The sequence below is a fragment of the Streptomyces sp. CB02959 genome (assembly GCF_002803155.1).
GTDB lineage: Bacteria > Actinomycetota > Actinomycetes > Streptomycetales > Streptomycetaceae > Streptomyces.
Genome location: NZ_NNBP01000014.1, coordinates 60,472 through 75,924, shown reverse-complemented (window position 1 = coordinate 75,924; position 15,453 = coordinate 60,472). Strand labels below are relative to the sequence as shown.

Here is a 15,453-nt window from a genome sequence, read left to right as displayed (position 1 = left end):
GTCGACCGGGGCCGGGGCCCCGTGGTCCCGCAGTGGTTGCGGTGTTTCCATCCTTGGCGGCCCCGGGCGGGCCGCGGTCGACGGAGCGGATGGCGTCGCGGAGCATGATGGATGACGTCGGTGTCAACCGATCGGATGACGGACGTGGCCCGGAAACCAGGCTACGAATCAAGGATGGACGTGAAGCACGTGAGCGGTGGCCGGACCCGGGCGGCGGACGGCGTACCGCGGACGGACCCCGCCGTCGGTCCGGCCGGGCGCGGGATGGAGGCGGTGATCTCTGCCTCGTTCGTCCTGCTGCTGATCGCCGCGATGGCCCGGTATCTGACCCATCATCCCGGTGCCCCCGGCACGTGGTGGGTGATCGCGCTCACCACGCTCCTGGCGGTGGCGTACGTGGCGCGGCCGGCCGTGGACGGCGCGATCGCGCCGCGGTGGCGGCGGGCCTGGCTCGGGGTCTTCGTCCTGGGCTGGGTGGCCCTGGTGCTCCAGGCGCCGAGCTTCGCGTGGAGCGCGGTGGCGATCGTCTACACGGCGTTGCAACTGCTCCCGGCGCGGGCCGCGCTGGCCCTGATCACCGTGCTGACGGTGCTGGTGGTGGTCGCGCAGGTGCGGATCAACGGTCCCGACCCCCTGCTGATCGTGGTGCCGCCGGTGGTCGCGGGCCTGGCCGCGACGGTGTTCACGCACATGCAGCGGCAGTCGGCGCGGCAACGCTCCCTGATCGAGGACCTGGTGCGGACCCGCCGCGTCCTGGCCTCCAGCCAGCGGCAGGCGGGCGTGCTGGCCGAGCGCGAGCGGCTGTCGATGGAGATCCACGACACCCTCGCCCAGGCACTGTCGAGCCAGCGGATGCTGCTCCAGGCCGCCGAGCGGCTGTGGGAAGCGGACCCGGAAGCGGCCCACCGGCACATGGCCACCGCCTCGGCCATCGCGGAACGCAACCTCGTCGAGGCGCGCCGGTTCGTCCACGACCTGGCGCCGGCCGACCTCTCCGGCGGGGGCGGGCTGCCCGAAGCCCTGCGCGCGCTGGCCCGGCGGGAGACCGCCGCCGGTACGGCCACCGCGGGAGCCGGCGCGGCATCGCCGGCCGCGGGCCCGGCCGTGCGCTTCCGGATCGACGGCGATCCCGTCCCCCTGCCGCCGGCCGTCGAGGCGGGCCTGCTCCGGGTGGCCCAGGGCGCCGTCGCCAACGTCCGCGAGCACGCGCACGCCAGCGATACCGTCCTGACCCTCAGCTACCTCGACGAGGACGTGGTCCTCGACATCGCCGACAACGGCTGCGGCTTCACCCCGGGCCGGGAGGACGCACCGGGGGCGGCGGCGCATCGCGGCCACGGGCTGCGCGCCATGGAGGTCCGGCTGCGGCAGCTGGACGGCACACTGACCATCGAGTCCCGTCCCGGGGACGGGACGGTCGTCTCCGCGGCCGTTCCGCTCCGGGCGAGCGGCCCGGCGACCGACCCGGACGAGGAGTGACCCGCATGTCCCGTACACCCCACTCCCCCGATGTGCCCGGCGCCGTGCCCGGCCGGCGGGTGCGGCTGCTGCTGTGCGACGACCACGCCGTGGTGCGGGCCGGTCTGCGCGCCCTGCTGTCCGCCGATCCGGGCATCGAGGTCGTCGGCGAGGCGGCCACCGGCGAGGAGGCGCTGGCCGTCGCCGCCCGGCAGCGTCCCGATGTGGTGCTCATGGACCTGAGCCTCGGCGCCGGCATCGACGGGGTCGAGGCCACCCGCCGCATCGTCGCCGAGGTACCCGGCACCCGCGTGCTGGTCCTCACCACCTACGACACCGACGCCGACGTCACCCGTGCCGTGCAGGTCGGCGCGACCGGCTACCTCCTCAAGGCCGAGCGGCCCGAGGAGTTGTTCGCCGCGATCGCCGCCGCCGCGGAGGGTCGGGCCGTGCTCTCCGCGCTGGCGGCCAACCGCGTGATGGAGCGCGTACGGAAACCCCATGCCGCGCTCACCGAGCGCCAGTTGGACATCCTCGGCCAGCTCGCCCGCGGCCTCGGCAACCGCGAGATCGCCCGCGCCCTGTTCATCAGCGAGGCCACCGTCAAGACACACCTGGTCCGCATCTACGCCAAGCTCGGTGTGGAGACCCGCGCGGGCGCGGTCGCGGCGGCGAAGGAGCAACGGCTGATTCCCTGAACCGGCACGGCCGGCCGCGGGCGTCAGTCGGTGTCGGTCGCGGTGAGCACCGCGAGTCGGCGTCGGTCCGGGGAGAGGCAGGCGATGCCGTAGTCGTAGATCTCGTTGTGGAACCAGTCGGCGTCGGCCAGGAACTGGAACCACGTGCTGTGCAGGGCACGGCGTTCGACTTCCGCCGCGCTACTGCCCCGCGGCGCCCCCGTCAGACCGGCCAGTGACCGCCATGCCGCGAGCCGGCCGTGGGCGCCGTGCGCACCGTCGCTGTACATGCCGCCCATCGACGCGGTGGCGAAGAGCAGGCACCAGACGGCGTCGAGGGGGCGGCGCGCGATCTCGAAGCGGTCGGTGGGGCCGAGCCCGTCGAGGCAGGCCATGGGGAGGGTCGGGAGCAGGGCCGGCACGTCCTCGGGTGCGGTGGGCTCGTCCAGGGTGAAGACCCATGCGCCGGTATCGCCCCAACCGCCGGCCGTCACGGCGGAGACGATGTCCTGGTGCACCTCCTGGGTGGCGATGTCGCGGAGCGTGGAGCGCACGGCCGTACGGGGCACCGGCGGGTCCGCGCGTCCCTCGGTGGGCAGCCCGGTGTCCGTCCCTTTGGCGCCGCCGCGCAGGGAGCGGCTCGGGAAGTCGGCATCGGACTCGAAGGCACGGCGGTCCGGCGGCAGCCAGCTCAGCGCGTGCCAGCCGGGTCGCACGAGGGGCCAGTACCGCAGGGGCGGGAAGTCGTCGATGTCCACGCCGCGGAGCACCAGTTCGTGGAACAGGCAGGAGCGCAGTTCCTCCAACCGGTCGTGTCCGCGCCGGTCGAAGACCTCGGCGGCGAGGTCGGCGACCCGCTGGCCCTCGGCCAGGAGCGAGGCGACGGCGGGTATCCGGAGGCCGGTGTGCGCGGTGGAGGTGCGCTGTGCGTCGAGGAGGTGGAGCAGCTGCGCCACGTTGTCCCGGCCGGGGCTGAGCGCGAGGGTGCGGACGACGTGGGCCAGGCTGCGCTCGTACGCCCGGACGCGCTCCATCGCGGCGGCGTGCCGATCGGTCAGCAGCGACCCCAGCTCCCGCAGGTGTCCGGCGTCGTCCGGCGACGCGGGCCGCGCCGTCATGTCCCAGACGACGCTCGCGAGTTCATCGTCGGAGAGGTCCTGTGCGTGGTTCACAGGGCCTCACCCTATGCGCCAGGAAAGACCGTGCGTCCGTCTCTCCTCGCCGCGCCCGTCCCCTCGACCGCCCACCCGACCGGCAACCCGCTCCCTTTTTCATACAGTTGACATAATACAGCTGACCGATAACGCTGGAGGCCCGCACAGGAAGGACATGGCATGCCTGAACAACCAAGGGTCCGCACCACGGAGGGCGTCGTGCTGGGACGTTGGCGACAGCGGAACGCGGAGTTCCGCGGCCTGCCCTACGCACCACCGCCCGTCGGAACGCTCCGCTTCGCCGCGCCCGCCCGCCCCGCACGCTGGACCGGGGCCCGCCAGGCGACGACGTTCGGCCCCTCCGCCCCGCAGTCCGGACCGGCCCGAACCGGCACGACGACGGACACCAACTGGCTGACCCTCAACGTCTGCACGCCGGATCCGGGCGCGGCGGGCCTCCCGGTACTGGTGTGGATCCACGGGGGCGCCTACATCGCGGGGGCCGCCAGCGACCCGATGTACGACCCGGCGGCGCTCGCCGAGGCGGGCCTCGTCGTGGTGAGCATCAACTACCGGGTGGGCGCGGAGGGTTTCGCGCTCATCGACGGCGCCCCGCCCAACCGCGGGCTCCTGGACCAGATCGCGGCGCTGCACTGGGTGCGGCGGAACATCGCCGCGTTCGGCGGCGACCCCGACCAGGTCACCGTCGCCGGGCAGTCCGCCGGGGCCGGCTCGATCGCCGCGCTGCTGACGATGAAGCCGGTGCGCGGCCTGTTCCGGCGCGCCATCGCCCACTCGGTACCGGGCAACTACTGCACCCGCGCCCTGGCGGAGGAGGTCACCCGCGCGCTCGCGGACCGGCTCGGCACGACGCCCACCACCGCGGCCCTCGCCGACGTCCCGCCCGCCCGTCTGGCCGAGGCGGTCACCGCCCTCGGCGCCGGGCTCCCCGGCCGCCGCGAGCGGTGGGGGCGGCTCGCCCAGACGGGTGTCGCCGTGTGCCCGGTCGTGGACGGCCAGATCCTCCCCGCAACCCCCTGGCCCGCACTGGCCGACGGCCGCGCCGACGGGATCGAACTGCTCGTCGGCCACACCCGTCAGGAATTCCGGCTGTTCAGCGTCCTGAGCGGGCGGCTGGGCCGGTTCACCGAGCAGGACGCGCGCACCGCCCTGGACCTGTTCGCTCCGGCGCCGGGCGGCGCGGCGGCCTACCGCGCCGCCCACCCGCTGGCCACCTCCGGGGAACTGCTGGAAACGGTGTACTCCGACGCCCTGTTCCGGATGCCGTCACTGCACCTGGCCGAGGCGAACACCGCGGCCGGCGGCACCTCGTTCCTGTTCGAGCTGGCACTGACCTCCCCGGGGTTCGGCGGGACCCTGGGGGCCTGCCACAGCCTCGACGTCCCGTTGGCGTTCGGCACCCTGGACAGCCCCACGGGCAGTCAGCTCCTCGGGGATCCGCCCGCCCCGGAGGCCGTCGCGGTGTCGCGGGAACTCCAGCGGGCGTGGGTCCGGTTCGCCATCACCGGCGACCCCGGTTGGGCCGCCCACCGCCCCGACCAGCGGCTCACCCGCGTCCTGGACGCCACATCGGCGACCGTGCGCTACCCGGAGCGGTCCTCCCGCCTCATCTGGGAGGGCCGCTTCCCCACCCCCTTCACGCTCACGCCGGAGCACTGAGGCCACCGCTACTCCACTTCTGTACCTACTAGTATGTACGATCGCGGTCCAGGCATCCGCCGGTCATCCGACGCCGATGCCGACCCGGCCCCGACCCGGCGCCGTACCCCGACCCCACGAGGAGACCCGGCATGCCCTTCGTTCGCATCGACGCACTGCGGGCCGACGGCGAGCGGCTCGACGCGCTCGGCCGAGCCGTGCACGACGCCCTGATCGAGACGATCGGCATCCCGCCGGAGGACCGGTTCCAGGTCCTCGTCGGCCACGACGGCGTCAACAGCACGCTGCGGCACGGCAATTACCTCGGCGTGCGGCGCGACGACGGCATCGTGTACATCGCGATCACCCTGCGCGCCGGACGCATCCCCGAGCAGAAGCAGGCGCTCTACCGGCGGATCGCCGAACTGGCCCAGGAGTACGCGGGCACCGAGCCGCGGAACGTGTTCGTCCTGCTGACCGAGAACGACTCGATCGACTGGTCGCTCGGCAACGGGGTGGCGCAGTACGCCGCGCTCTCCGGCACGTCCGGTTCCGACGCGTCCGACGTGGCGCGCTGAGGGATCGACCCGCGTCGTGGCGCGCTCCCCCGCCGCGGCCCGACGGTCAGGCGATCCGCCGGCGGTTGGTGGTGACGAGGGTGTGGAGTACCGCCTGGGCCGTGGGGAGACGGTTGGCCGCCTGGTTCCACACCAGGGACCGGGGGCCGTCGAGCACCTCCGAGGTGATCTCCTCGCCGCGGACGGCGGGGAGGCAGTGCAGGGCCACCGCCTCGCGCGGGGCGTGGGCCAGCAGGGCGTCGTCCACCCGGTAGGGAGCCAGGCGCACGGCGCGTTCGTCGCGTTCGAGGGGCTTGTCCATGGGCACCCACACCTCGGCGTAGACGGCCTGCGCGGTGCGCACGGCGTCGACGGGCTCGGTGGTGAGGGCCACCGAACCACCGGTCTGGGCCATCACCTCACGGGCCTCGCCGAGGATGTCCGGATCGGTCGGGTAGCCCTGCGGACTGGCGATGGTCAGGTGCATACCGGCCGCCGCACAGGCCGCGAGGAACGAGTTGCAGGTGTTGCTCGCGCCGTCCCCGAGGAAGGCCGCGGTCAGGCCCGCCAGGCTGCCGAAGTGCTCCCGCAGCGCGAGGAGGTCGGCCAGGGACTGGCACGGGTGGTGGGTGTCGGACAGGGCGTTGACGACCGGGATCGCCGCGGCTTCGGCCATCTGCTCGACCGTGGCGTGGTCGTAGGTGCGCACCGTGACGGCGTCGAGGTACGAGGACAGGACGCGGGCGGTGTCGGCGACGGTCTCGCCGTGGCCGAGCTGCATCTCGTCCCGGTTCAGGACGATGGCCGTCATCCCCAGGCGGTGCGCGGCGGTAGCCAGCGACACACGGGTCCGGGTGGACGGCTTCTCGAAGAGGCAGCCGATGGCGCCGCCGCGCAGGTCACGCTCCCAGCCCAGCGGTTCCTGCTTCATCGCCGCCGCCAGGTCCAGCAGTTCGGCCAGGGTCTCGGGGTCCAGGTCACTGACCCGGAGCAGATCGTCGGGGACCTTGCCGGTCACCGCCGGACGGCCTGCGTCGGACGCGGATATCGGGTGGGGCATCGGGGTCTCCGGGTTCGTTCGAACGGTCGGGACACTGCGCCACCAGTGTGAACGGCGGCGGCTGACGGGGCACCCCGGCGCCTCCCGAGCGGGTGAACCGCTGTGGCACGGCCTCCGCCGCGGCCCGACGATGGGGCCCAGGAGATCGACGAGGTTCCGGCGGCAGGGGCGGTCCCGCCCCGCGGACGCCCCGGTCCTCCCGGCAGACCTGGGCCGGCCCGGCCGGACGTGCCCCACGGGCCGTGGCGGCAGGGCCGGACCGGGCGACGAAGGACACCGGAATGAGCAGTGACGAACGGATCCCGACCGTGGGCGTGGAGGAGGAGTACTTCCTCGTCGACCCCGAGACCCGCGAGGTGGTGCCGGCCGGGTCCCGGGTCCTGCGGCGCGCGGAGACAACCCTGGCCGACCAGGTGTCCGGCGAGCTGACCGAGTACCAGATCGAGGCCAAGACGCCGCCCTGCGCCGGCCTGGGCGAACTGCGCGGCCACCTGGACCGGATGCGGACCGCGGTGGCCGAGGCGGCCGCCGCGGAGGGGCTGCGGATGGCGGCCACCGGGACGCCCGTGCTGAGCGCGGGCGGCCCGGCGCCCCTGCGCGACGACCCCGCCTACGGCCCCGGGCTCGCCGCGTACCGGGGCCTCAACGAGAACCACACGCACTGCGCCCTGCACACCCATGTCGAGGTGCCCGACCTCGACCACGCCGTCCTCGTCTGCAACCACCTGCGGCCGTGGCTGCCGGTCCTGGTCGCGCTGTCGGCGAACTCCCCGTTCCGGGACGGCCGCGACACCGGGTACGCGAGCTGGCGGACCGCCGCCGGGGGCCAGTGGCCGGTTGCCGGACCGCCGCCGTACTTCCGCTCCGCCGACCACTACAAGCAGCTGTGCGCGACCCTGGAGGACGCCGGTGCCGTGGTCGGCGGCCACACGCTGCTGTGGGACGTGCGGCCGTCCGCGCACCTGCCCACCGTGGAGATCCGCGCCATGGACGTGCCCGTGGGCGTCGAGCAGGCGGCGGTGCTCGCCGTCCTGGTCCGCGCCCTGGTCGTGCAGGCCCTGGAGCAGGTCCGGCGCGGGGAACCGGGCCCGGACGTGTGCCCGGCTCTGCTGCGTGCGGCGTACTGGCGCGCGGCGCGCGACGGCTGCACCGACCACGCCCTCGATGTGCACAACGGCCGCCCCGTCCCGGCCGGCCACCTGCTGCGGGACCTCTTCGCGTACGTCCGCCCGGCCCTTGAGGAGGCCGGGGAACTGGCGGCGGTCACCGAGGCCGTGACCCGGCTCGCCGGTGGGGAGGGCGGCGACGGTGATGGGGAGCGTGCGGGTGGCGGGGGTGGAGCGCAACGGCAGCGGGCCGCATTCGCGCGCCGGGGCGACGCCCGGGACGTCGTCGACGAACTGATCCGGCACACCGCGCCGGCCCACGCCCTGCACGCGGCCCACTGAACCCTCGCCGACGCGCAGTGATAACCATCGGCTATCACCGCAACTCTTGGACGGGCAACCGGCCGGGGCGGCAGGCTTGTTCCACAAGAGCCCAGGCGAACGAGGGAGCACAGGGATGAGCAGGGTATGGCTGGTGACCGGGGCGAGCAGCGGCTTCGGGCGGGCGATCGTGGAGGCCGCGGTCGCCGCCGGTGACGTCGTGGTGGCCGCGGCCCGGCGCACCGCGGCGCTGGACGATCTCGTCGCGGCGTACCCGGGGCAGGTGTCGGCGCAGACCCTGGACGTCACCGACGCCGCCGCCGTCGAGGCCGCGGTGCAGGAGGTCGTCGAGCGGCACGGCCGGATCGACGTGCTGGTCAACAACGCCGGCCGGGGCATCGTCGGGGCGGTCGAGGAGACCACCGACCAGGAGCTGCGCGAGGTGATGGACCTGCACCTGTTCGGGCCGGCCGCGCTGACCCGGGCGGTGCTCCCGCACATGCGCCGCCGCCGGTCGGGGGCGATCGTGCAGATGACGAGCATGGGCGGCCGGTTCGCGTTCGCCGGTGTCTCCGCCTACTGCGCGTCGAAGTTCGCCCTGGAAGGGCTGTCGGAAGCCCTCGCGGCCGAGGTGGCACCGCTGGGGATCAAGGTGCTGATCGTCGAACCGGGCGCGTTCCGCACCGGGTTCGCGGGTGCCGGCGCCCTCCATCGGTCCGCGGCCCTCCCTGCCTACGAGGAGACGGTCGGCCCGGTCCGGGCGTCGCTCTCGGAGAGCGACGGCAAGCAGCCCGGCGATCCGGCCAAGGCCGCCGCCCTCCTCACCGCCCTCGACGCCGAGCACCCCCCGCTGCGGCTGCCGCTGGGCAACGACGCCGCCGACGCGATCTCCGGACATCTCGATGCCTCCCGGGCGGAGTTCGCGTCGTGGGAGAAGCTGATCCGCTCCACGGACTTCGACGCGTAGCGGTGCGCTGCGGCCGGTCCGTGCGGGGAGTGCCGCGGCGCACGGGCCGACGCCCGGCAGCTCGGGCGCGCCGGGGAGCGCGCCTGCTGCCGGGCATCGGGCGGGTGGAGCCGGGCGGGCGGATCGGTCCTACTGGCCGGGCACCGCGGTTGCCCGGCGCTCGCCGCCGTTGTTGTCCTGCCAGAAGCGGTAGACGTCCACTGCCGCGTCGCTCGGCACGTAGCGCATCGGCAGGCGGCGCTGCTCCCAGTCCTTGGCGAACTCGTCGTAGAAGGTGCTGAGTTCGAAGTACTTGCGGTCGTCCACGTAGTGCGGCTCGTAGGCGTCGCGGGTGGTGAGGAAGACGACCTCGTCCGGGGAGCAGTAGTACAGCGCGCCCAGGCACATCGGGCAGGGGTGGGCGAGGACGTAGATGGTGGTGCCGGTCAGGTGCTCGGTGCCCAGCTTCGTGCACGCCTCGCGAATGGCGAGGACTTCGGCGTGCGCGGTGGGGTCGTTGGTCTGGGCGACCTTGTTGGGGCTTTCGGCCAGGATCCTCCCGTCCTTGACGATGACGGTGGCGAAGGGGCGGCCGCCGTCGACGACGTTCTGACGGGCCAGGTCGATGGTGCGTTGGGCGAAGTCCATGGGAGGGGCCTCCTCAGGGTGGGGGTGGGTGGGGCGCCGGCCGGGGTCAGAAGGGCTTGGTCGGCAGGTACTTGCCGTCCAGGGTGATGACGGCGCGCTCGCCGCCCTCGGGGTCGGCGACCTTCTTCACGTCCAGCTTGAAGTTGATGGCGCTGATGATGCCGTCGCCGAACTGCTCGTGGACCAGGGCCTTGAGGGTGGTGCCGTAGACCTGGAGCATCTCGTAGAAGCGGTAGATGGTCGGGTCGGTGGGGATGCCGCCGGGGATCGAACCGCGGGTGGGGATGGTCTGCAGCAGCATCACCGCGTCGTCGTCGAGGCCCAGCAGTTCGGCGACGGCCTGGGCGGAGCGGGCCGGCAGGGCGTGCTGGCCGAGGACGGCGGCGGTGACGAAGGCGACCGACAGTTCGGCGGCGTCGGCGATCTGCTGCCAGGTGAGGTCCTTGCGCGTCTTGGCCTCGACCGCGGCGTTGGCGAGGGCCTGGCGGGCGGCGGGGTGGAACTGCGCGTGGGGCGTGGTGTCCGTCATGGGAGGGGTTTCCTTTCGGAGGAGAGGAGAGGGGGAAGGTGGGGTGTGGAGGTCAGGCGGCGCGGGATGCGTCGCCCGGGGTCGCCTCGCGTGGCGCTTCGGTCTGCTCCACGGCGCCGGTGCCGATGTCGTAGACCCAGCCGTGCAGGCGGACCGCGTTCTCGCTGCGGGCGCGGGCGACCGAAGGGTGGGTGACCAGGTTGGCCAGCTGCGCGCGGACGTTCTGCCGTACCAGGTCGGCCACGTCGCCGTCGGCCGTGGCGCGGGCCCGGGAGGCGTCCGCGTGGTGCAGCCAGTGGACTATCGCGGGAGTGCCGGAGAGGTCGTGGCCTTCGGCGAGGGCGGTCATCGCGCCGCACGCCGAGTGTCCGCACACCACGATGTCCGTGACCCCGAGTACGGCGACGGCGTACTCGATGCTGGCCGTGACCCCGTCGCCGGACCGGCGGTCGTAGGCCGGGACGAGGTTGCCGGCGGTGCGGACGACGAACAGTTCGCCCGGTTCGCACGACGTGATCAGTTCCGGGACGACGCGGGCGTCGGAGCAGCTGATGAAGAGGGTGTGCGGCTGGTGGTGGCCGGCCAGGTGGCCGAACAGCTCGGCCTTGGCCGGGTGGACGTCGCGTTGGAAACGTGCGACGCGCTCGGCGAGGTCAGGCATGGTCGTTCCCTTCGGTCGATGCTGAGCCGGTCCGGATCGGCCGGCGAGATCCACCATGCACGACCTGGAGCTATAGAGTCCAAGAGCCGCTGGCCATGTCTCCTATAGATCACATCTATGGGTGGTTCTATAGTGGTGGCATGGCCCTGGAACTACGTCATCTGCGCTACCTGCTCGCCGTGGCGGAGCACGGCAGCTTCACCCGTGCCGCCGAGGACCTGCACATCTCCCAGCCGACCCTCTCCCAGCAGATCAAGCAGCTGGAGCGGACCGTGGGAGTGCAGCTGCTGGACCGCACCGGCCGCACGGTGCGCCTGACCGACGCCGGCGAGGCGTACACCCGGCACGCCCGGCACGCCCTGCGCGACCTGGCCGCCGCCGAGCGGGCCGTCCACGACGTGCAGGACCTCTCCCGCGGCCATCTGCGCCTGGGGCTCACCCCGACGTTCACCGCCTACCTCGTCGGTCCGCTCACCGCCGAACTCCACGCGCGGCACCCCGGTGTCACCCTGGCGGTCCGGGAGATGCCGCAGGACCGCGTCGAGACGGCCCTGCTGGACGACGAGCTGGATCTCGGCATCGCCTTCGCGGGCCCCCACCTGGCCGGGATCGAGGCGGCCGCCTTGTTCACCGAGACCCTGAGCCTGGTGACCGCCGCCCCCGGGCCCGATGCCGGACAGCCGGAGTCACTGCCGGTGACCGCCCTCGCGGACCGTCAACTCGCCCTGCTCAGCGGCGACTTCGCCACGCGCACGCATATCGACGCCTACTTCGCCCGGCAGCACGTCAGCCCGCGCATCGCGGTGGAGGCCAACTCCATCCAGGCGCTCACCGAGATCGTCCGGCGTACGTCACTCGCGACGGTGCTCCCCGACGCCATCACGCACGACCACCCCCACCTGACCCCCCTCCCCCTCGCCCCCGCCCTGCCCACCCGGACCGTCACCCTGCTGCGCCGCACCGACGCCTACCGGAGCGCCGCGGTGCGCGCCTTCACCCGCCTCGCCCGGGAACTCGTGCGCAGTCGCGGTTACGCACCGGCCTGACGCGCGGCGGGCGCCGCGGTGAGCCAGTCGGCGATGTCGGTGACGACGGCCGGGTCGACGTGCTGGGCCCGTTCGTACGCGGCGGGGGTGACGGGTCCGGTGCCGGGGAAGAAGAGGTGGTCGGCGGCGTCGTGGACGCGGAGGGTGACGTCCGGGCGGTGCGCCAGGCCGGTCCGCCAGCGCACCAGGTCGTGTTCGACGGTGACCTGGTAGTCGCGTCCGCCCTGGAGGATGAGCATGGGGATGTCCAGCGCGGCGGCGGTGGCGACGGGGTCGTAGGCGCGCAGGTCCAGCCAGTAGGCGCCGGAGTGGCCGAAGGGGAGTTCGGCGGCCGGCGTGTCGGGGGACAGCCGGGGGCTGTCGACGAGGGCGGCCTGGCGGGTGAGGGTGTCGACGAGGGTCCCGGCGCCGGAGTCGGGGGCGAGGGCGGCGAGGTGGCGGGCGACGCGGACCGCGGCCCGGTGCATCGGCTGGGTGTCGCCGGCGAGGATCACCAGGCCGGCGACGGAAGGTTCGGCTGCGGCGACGCGCGGGGCGACCTTGCCGCCCATGCTGTGGCCGAGGACGAAGACGCGTGCGGGGTCCACGGCCGGGTGGGCGCGGAGGGCGCGGACGGCGGCGACGGCGTGCGGGACGTACTCGTCCGTCATGGTGAAGTCGGGCCTGGCGGCCACCGCGGCGGCGTGTGTGTGGGTCACCTTGTCGAACCGCAGGACCGCCACGCCGCGGCCGGCCAGTCCCCAGGCCAGGTCCTTGAGCGGCTTGTTGGGCCCGACCGTCCCGTCGCGGTCGAAGGGTCCGCCGCCGCCGAGCAGCACCACGGCCGGGCGGGGGCCGCGGGCGCCGGGGAGGCTGAGGGTGCCGGGGACGGCGAGCGGGCCTGCACCGACGGCGAGTTCGTGCTCGGTGAACGCGTCCGGGTCGGCGTAGGGCGGCGGCGTCCAGGACGCGGAGTCCGCCGGTGCCAGGCGCAGCCCGTTGAGCCAACCTGCGTCGTCGATCGACATGATGAGGGTGAGGCCGCCGTGGGCGCAGGTCAGGGGCACGCTGACCCTGACGGGGCCGGTCGCCGCCGGTTCGGCGACGGGCTGCCGGATGGCGGTGACCGGGCCGGTGCCGGCGAGGTGTGCGTCCCAGGCGGTCCGCACGACCTCGGCGGACACCTGGGCCCGCAGGGGCGGTGCGAAGAGCTCCTCGATCGCCGCGAACTCCCCCCGACTCGCCTTCTCCGCAACGTACTTGGCGATCGTCTCCGGTGTGGCTTCGGATTCCCCGCTCATGACTCCCCCTACCTTTCTCAAGTTTTGCGAAAGGTAGCACGGCGTGCGAACGTAGCGGTATGGATCCACTGGAGCTTCTCGGACACCCGGTTCGCCTGCGCATCGCGCACGCCTTGCGCGGCGGGCATCTACTGACCACCGCTCAGCTGTGCGCACGGATCCGCGACGTCTCCAAGGCCACCGTCTACCGGCACCTCGAACTGCTCACCGCGGGCGACGTCCTGGAGGTGGCCGACGAACGCCGGGTGCGCGGTGCCGTGGAGCGCCGGTACCGACTGCACCAGGAGCGGGCGACGATCAGCGCGGAGACCGCCGCCGCGCTGACGTCCGACGACCACCGCCGCGGTTTCGCGGTCGCCATGACCGCACTGCTCGCCGAGTTCAACGCCTATCTCGACCAGGAGCACGCGGCCCCCGCGAAGGATCCGGTGGGCTACCGGCAGCACGCCGTATGGCTGAGCGAGGACGAACTCCTCACGATGGTCGGCGAGTTGCGCCGGGCCATCGCGCCACTGCTGGCGAACGGCCCGGCGCCCGGCCGGTCGCAGTACCTCCTCAGCCCCATCCTGTTCCCGGTCGCGGAGCCGCCCGCCGAGGCGGAGTGAGCCGCCGCGGCCCCGTCCGGTCAGCCCCCGTCGGTCACCGGCCCGACCTCGGGGCCGGCGGCGAGCCCGAGTTCGCGGTCGCCGAGCGGCGCGAAGAAGCGGGCGACGTCGCCGTCGGTCACCTCGGCAAGGGTCGCCGGGGACCACCGCGGGGAGCGGTCCTTGTCGATCACCTGGGCCCGGATGCCCTCGACCAGGTCGGGAGCGGCCAGGGCCGCGCAGGAGACGCGGTACTCCTGGTCCAGGACGCGTTCCAGGGAGCCCAGTTCGCGGGCCCGGCGCAGCGCGGCCAGGGTGACCTTGAGCGAGGTCGGCGACCTGCTGAACAGGACTTCCGCGGCCTCCTTGGCCGCCTGGTCGTCGTCGACCGGCAGCCGTTCGAGGATCTCCTCGACGGTGTCGGCGGCGTAGCACGCGTCGATCCACGAGCGCCGCGCGGCGAGTTCGCCCAGCGGTGCCTGCTCGACGTACCGGCCGACGGCCTCGTGCGCGGGCACGTGGGCGAGGTCCGCGAGCAGCCGGGGCAGGGAGGAGGAGGGCACGAAGCGGTCGGCCAGACCGCACAACAGGGCGTCCCCGGCGCCGATCTGAGTGCCCGTCAGTGCCAGGTGGGTGCCGAGTTCGCCGGGTGCCCGGGCGAGGAGGTGGGTCCCGCCGACGTCGGGCACGAAGCCGATGGCGGTCTCGGGCATCGCGACCCGGGACCGTTCGGTGACGATGCGGACGCTGCCGTGTCCGGACAGGCCGACCCCGCCGCCCATGACGATGCCGTCCATCACGGCGACGTACGGCTTGGGGTAGTGCGCGATGCGCGCGTTGAGCCGGTACTCGTCGCGCCAGAAGGCGGCCGAGGCCGACCCGCCGCCGGTTCGGACGTCGTCGTGGATGGCACGGATGTCGCCGCCCGCGCACAGGCCGCGCTCCCCCGCGCCGGTGAGCACGACGGTCTCGACGGCCGGGTCGGACTGCCAGGCGGTGAGCGCCTGGTCTATCCGGCGCACCATGGCGTGGTTGAGGGCGTTGAGCGCCCGGGGGCGGTTGAGGGTGAGGTAGCCGGCCCGGCCCTCGGTGCGCAGCAGTACGGGGTCGTCGGCGGTCACCGGGACACCTCCGTGGTGGCTGCGGCGGTGGCGGTAGTGGTGGTGCGCATGGTGGTGTCGGTTCCTTCCGGGAGCGGGGCGCGGGTCGTTCGGACGCTCTTCTCCGTGCCCTGGGCGTTGCGAGGTCCGGCGCTGCGCCGGCTGTCTAGCATGGGCCGGTGGCCGTGTTCCGGATCGAACGTACAACGCTCCTCTCCCCCGACGTCGTGTGGCGACGGCTGACGGACTGGGAAACCCACGCCGCGCACGTTCCGCTGACCACGCTCACCGTGACGACACCGCCGCCCACCCGGGTGGGAACCACGTTCGTCGCCCGTACCGCCCTCGGCCCGCTCGCGTTCGACGATGTGATGCGGGTCGTGCGGTGGGAACCGCCGGAATCCGCCGCCCCGGTGGCGGCGGGCCGGTGCCGGCTGGTGAAGTGCGGGCGGGCGGTGGCCGGGTGGGCCGAGATCGAGGTGGGTCCCGGGGACGGGGGCTGTCGCGTCGTCTGGCGCGGCGAGGTGCGCCCGCACGGGGTTCCCGGCGCCCTCCGCCCGGTGGTGGCCCGGTCGGCGCGGTGGTTGTACGGCCGCATCCTGGACGGCCTGCTAGGCCCGTAAACCCGTGCCTGTCGGCGCTCGGCCGACGCACCGCGCCGCCGGGG

16 protein-coding genes are annotated in these 15,453 nt (G+C 73.7%); 9 read left to right on the top strand and 7 right to left on the bottom strand.

Going from position 1 to position 15,453, the window contains the following annotated elements; all coding sequences use genetic code 11:
• Positions 1–174: 174 nt before the first annotated feature.
• Positions 175–1,479, top strand: a complete 1,305-nt coding sequence (locus CG747_RS22875; RefSeq protein ID WP_100603669.1) for a sensor histidine kinase — start codon at positions 175–177, stop codon at positions 1,477–1,479.
• 5 nt (positions 1,480–1,484) lie between these two features.
• Positions 1,485–2,156: a response regulator transcription factor gene (locus tag CG747_RS22870; RefSeq protein WP_100603668.1), complete on the top strand. Its 672-nt coding sequence runs from the start codon at positions 1,485–1,487 to the stop codon at positions 2,154–2,156.
• Positions 2,157–2,179: 23 nt separating this feature from the next.
• Here CG747_RS22870 and CG747_RS22865 read toward each other — a convergent pair whose 3' ends face one another.
• Positions 2,180–3,307: a DUF6183 family protein gene (locus CG747_RS22865; RefSeq protein ID WP_100603667.1), complete on the bottom strand. Its 1,128-nt coding sequence runs from the start codon at positions 3,305–3,307 to the stop codon at positions 2,180–2,182.
• 162 nt (positions 3,308–3,469) lie between these two features.
• Between CG747_RS22865 and CG747_RS22860 the strand changes: the two genes are divergently transcribed.
• Positions 3,470–4,969 (top strand): carboxylesterase/lipase family protein, encoded by a 1,500-nt coding sequence (locus tag CG747_RS22860; protein ID WP_100603666.1) that lies wholly within the window; start codon positions 3,470–3,472, stop codon positions 4,967–4,969.
• A 131-nt stretch (positions 4,970–5,100) separates the two neighbouring features.
• Entirely contained in the window at positions 5,101–5,526 is a 426-nt protein-coding gene (locus CG747_RS22855) for a tautomerase family protein (RefSeq protein ID WP_100603665.1), read from the top strand.
• Positions 5,527–5,572: 46 nt separating this feature from the next.
• Here CG747_RS22855 and argF read toward each other — a convergent pair whose 3' ends face one another.
• Positions 5,573–6,565: an ornithine carbamoyltransferase gene (argF, locus tag CG747_RS22850; RefSeq protein ID WP_100603664.1), complete on the bottom strand. Its 993-nt coding sequence runs from the start codon at positions 6,563–6,565 to the stop codon at positions 5,573–5,575.
• Between the two features lie 281 nt (positions 6,566–6,846).
• Here argF and CG747_RS22845 point away from each other — a divergent pair, with 281 nt between their 5' ends.
• Both CG747_RS22845 and CG747_RS22840 read left to right on the top strand, forming a co-directional pair.
• Positions 6,847–8,013, top strand: coding sequence for a glutamate--cysteine ligase (locus CG747_RS22845; protein WP_100603663.1), 1,167 nt, complete (start codon positions 6,847–6,849; stop codon positions 8,011–8,013).
• A gap of 115 nt (positions 8,014–8,128) precedes the next feature.
• Positions 8,129–8,959, top strand: a complete 831-nt coding sequence (locus tag CG747_RS22840; RefSeq protein ID WP_100603662.1) for an oxidoreductase — start codon at positions 8,129–8,131, stop codon at positions 8,957–8,959.
• Between the two features lie 129 nt (positions 8,960–9,088).
• Here CG747_RS22840 and CG747_RS22835 read toward each other — a convergent pair whose 3' ends face one another.
• Genes CG747_RS22835 through CG747_RS22825 form a run of 3 tightly spaced genes read right to left on the bottom strand, consistent with a single transcriptional unit; the run spans position 9,089 to position 10,776 of the window.
• Positions 9,089–9,586, bottom strand: coding sequence for a nucleoside deaminase (locus CG747_RS22835; protein ID WP_100603661.1), 498 nt, complete (start codon positions 9,584–9,586; stop codon positions 9,089–9,091).
• 46 nt (positions 9,587–9,632) lie between these two features.
• Positions 9,633–10,115: a cyanase gene (gene cynS, locus CG747_RS22830; RefSeq protein ID WP_100603660.1), complete on the bottom strand. Its 483-nt coding sequence runs from the start codon at positions 10,113–10,115 to the stop codon at positions 9,633–9,635.
• Between the two features lie 52 nt (positions 10,116–10,167).
• Positions 10,168–10,776, bottom strand: coding sequence for a carbonic anhydrase (locus CG747_RS22825; RefSeq protein ID WP_100603659.1), 609 nt, complete (start codon positions 10,774–10,776; stop codon positions 10,168–10,170).
• Between the two features lie 140 nt (positions 10,777–10,916).
• Between CG747_RS22825 and cynR the strand changes: the two genes are divergently transcribed.
• Positions 10,917–11,822, top strand: coding sequence for a transcriptional regulator CynR (cynR, locus tag CG747_RS22820; RefSeq protein WP_100603658.1), 906 nt, complete (start codon positions 10,917–10,919; stop codon positions 11,820–11,822).
• Here the strand turns inward: cynR and CG747_RS22815 are convergent.
• Positions 11,807–13,102: a S9 family peptidase gene (locus tag CG747_RS22815; RefSeq protein WP_100603657.1), complete on the bottom strand. Its 1,296-nt coding sequence runs from the start codon at positions 13,100–13,102 to the stop codon at positions 11,807–11,809. The two genes, cynR and CG747_RS22815, sit on opposite strands and share 16 nt — an antisense overlap.
• Before the next feature lie 59 nt (positions 13,103–13,161).
• On the opposite strand from CG747_RS22815, the gene CG747_RS22810 reads away from it, so the two are divergent.
• A complete protein-coding gene (locus CG747_RS22810; RefSeq protein ID WP_100603656.1) occupies positions 13,162–13,707 on the top strand; it encodes a helix-turn-helix domain-containing protein in 546 nt (181 codons plus the stop codon).
• A gap of 20 nt (positions 13,708–13,727) precedes the next feature.
• Here the strand turns inward: CG747_RS22810 and CG747_RS22805 are convergent, their stop codons facing one another.
• Positions 13,728–14,807, bottom strand: a complete 1,080-nt coding sequence (locus CG747_RS22805) for an enoyl-CoA hydratase/isomerase family protein (RefSeq protein WP_100603655.1) — start codon at positions 14,805–14,807, stop codon at positions 13,728–13,730.
• A gap of 158 nt (positions 14,808–14,965) precedes the next feature.
• Between CG747_RS22805 and CG747_RS22800 the strand changes: the two genes are divergently transcribed.
• On the top strand, positions 14,966–15,409 hold the full coding sequence (locus tag CG747_RS22800; protein ID WP_100603654.1) for an SRPBCC family protein: 444 nt from the start codon (positions 14,966–14,968) through the stop codon (positions 15,407–15,409).
• The last annotated feature ends 44 nt before the right edge of the window (positions 15,410–15,453 follow it).